The organism is Caballeronia sp. NCF2, assembly GCF_023631205.1.
GTDB classification, from domain to species: Bacteria; Pseudomonadota; Gammaproteobacteria; order Burkholderiales; family Burkholderiaceae; genus Caballeronia; species Caballeronia zhejiangensis.
In genome coordinates this window covers 1-2,131 of the sequence record NZ_JALQDN010000111.1, presented here as the reverse complement: position 1 = coordinate 2,131, position 2,131 = coordinate 1, and the positions used below count along the sequence as shown (strand labels likewise).

Sequence of the window (2,131 nt, the reverse complement as noted above, 5' to 3'; positions counted from 1 at the left end):
GTCGATGTCCGTCATTCCGGCAGCGGTGATCTATTTCACGTCGAAGGGCGTGTGCGCCCGCTTTCGATGCGTGCGAATGAGGTCATGAACGGCTCGCCGCCGCTTTCAGAAACGCCATCAGCAAAGGATGCGGCGCGCCATCACGCGACGACAGTTCGGGATGCCCCTGCATGCCCACAAAGAATGGATGCTTATCGGCCTCGATTGCGTCGGCGATCGAGCCGCTCTCGTCGTGCGCGCTGACGGTAACGCCGAGCGTCGCGAGCGGCGCTTCGAGCGCCGGATTGAGCCGGTAGCGATGATTGCAGAGAATTCTGGCCTGCGCGCCGTGGATGGCCGCGACCCGCGATCCCGGCACTAAGCTGATCGGCCGCAAGCCAAGGCGATGCAAAAGCACGCCATCCTTCCCAACATGAATCGGATCGACGCTGGGGAGGCCCGCATCGGGATGCGCTAGCTTCATGCTGATCTCATCGCTCTTCAACGCTAGCCGCGCGATGGCGGTCGCCATTGACTGCATGCCGAGAGACAAACCCACGACCGGGATTGACGCGAGCCAGCCGAAGCGTGCGGCCTCGATCTGTCCCGCCGCGCGCGCGATGTCCGCGCCGTCCGGCAAAAGGATGCCGAGTGCATCGGCCAGCATGGTTTGAGCGTTGTCGCGGTTGATTTCCTGCGCCGCGATGAAGCGCACGTCGAGATCAAAGCCCAGCGCATCGGCGGCGTCACCGAGGGCGGCGAGCGTCGCGGGGTATTGTTGATGCTGGTCACACTCACGACCTATCAGCGCAATCGTGATGGACGGTCCGCGCGCTCGTGATGCGGCTGCTTCCGTGGATCGCCATCTTCCGTAGCGATCCCGGTGCGCTTGCAATACCACGCCCGAACCATCTTCGACGAGCTGTGCACTATCGGCTCCGTGGACGACGCGCAACATCTCCACGTCTTCGGCGCATTGCGTAGAAAACGCATCGAACGATTGCACGAGGAGCACGATATCCCGCGTACGCGCTAGCGCAAAAATCTCATGGCAAGGTTCGGCAGCATCGGGCAGGCCCGTGCGCGTGCGCCAGATGAGACCGCTCGCGACTAACCGTCCATCCGCCGTGACGTGCTGATGCGCATCGGGGAACTGCTGTTCGTTGAAATGCCCGCCGGCGCAGCGGAGTTCGGCATCCAAGGTCCGGGCGAAAAGCGCGGGGAGGGCGCCAAACTGCGCCGGCCGGGGGGTAGCGTCTTCAATGAGATAGAGCATGGAAGGCCATCCGACAAAAGAGAAACCGGCGACACAGCATTCGCGTCGCGGGCATCGCTCCTGTGCGCACCTCAGCCCGCGGCGCCCGCCCGGATATCACCCCGCGCACGTGGTCTCGATGCGCCAGCACGCGTCGCGCATCGCGCGCATTAGGACAGCATACGCGATCCTCACATGGGGTTCTCACGGCGAACGCGCTGCGGTGTCAACACCGACTTGCGCCGCGTTCAGCAGATAGTGGCGAAGTCGAGGCCGTAGCGATGACATCGCCAAAAGGCGCGGTACCACTGATCAGCTCGAGCGGGCCAGTGAAGCCTAGATCACGCCGTCGGGTGCATCAACGCAGGCCCGGGCAGCGTGCCGCGGGGTCGACCACGAGAGCGGGGAAGATGTCACTCATCGATCTCTGGCGGCCGCTAAGATTGCAACTAATCGTCAGCGACGCAACCCTATGCAACAGCTTCGCCATCGAGGGACGTTCAAATAGCAGCGGGCTCAAACAATAATGGGAGATGCGTCCAAGAGGACATACTAGAGGCTCAACGAACGGAGAAGTCTTTCTCTGTCAGGCGGACAGGGTTCGTTGGCCGCGCCCGCAGCTTGCGTCGCGCGACCGCTTCCATCCGAGAAAACCCATCCTCGAACACCTTAACGGTTCGCGCATCGTCCGCGCCGGGCGGCAGCCAAAAGAAGACTTCCAGACACCTGCGCGGCACGACGCACGTGACGCTTTCTGCGTCCCAATCGATGACAAAGCTGAGCGTCTCCTTGTCTTCAGAGATCTGTGGTTCAGGCACAAGCACTTTCATGGGCGGTGTCGCGATAACTTAGAGGCAATCGGACGCGTGGCGTGGAAGGCACAGCGCGTTGTTCGGT

Annotated in this window: 2 protein-coding genes; both read right to left on the bottom strand. The window is 62.5% G+C overall.

All coding sequences use genetic code 11. The features are described from left to right. Positions 1-82: 82 nt before the first annotated feature. A complete protein-coding gene (locus tag NCS02_RS36105) occupies positions 83-1,255 on the bottom strand; it encodes a glutamine amidotransferase-related protein (protein WP_250520762.1) in 1,173 nt (390 codons plus the stop codon). A 539-nt stretch (positions 1,256-1,794) separates the two neighbouring features. After that, positions 1,795-2,064: a DUF1488 family protein gene (locus tag NCS02_RS36100; protein ID WP_250482206.1), complete on the bottom strand. Its 270-nt coding sequence runs from the start codon at positions 2,062-2,064 to the stop codon at positions 1,795-1,797. Positions 2,065-2,131: the final 67 nt, after the last annotated feature.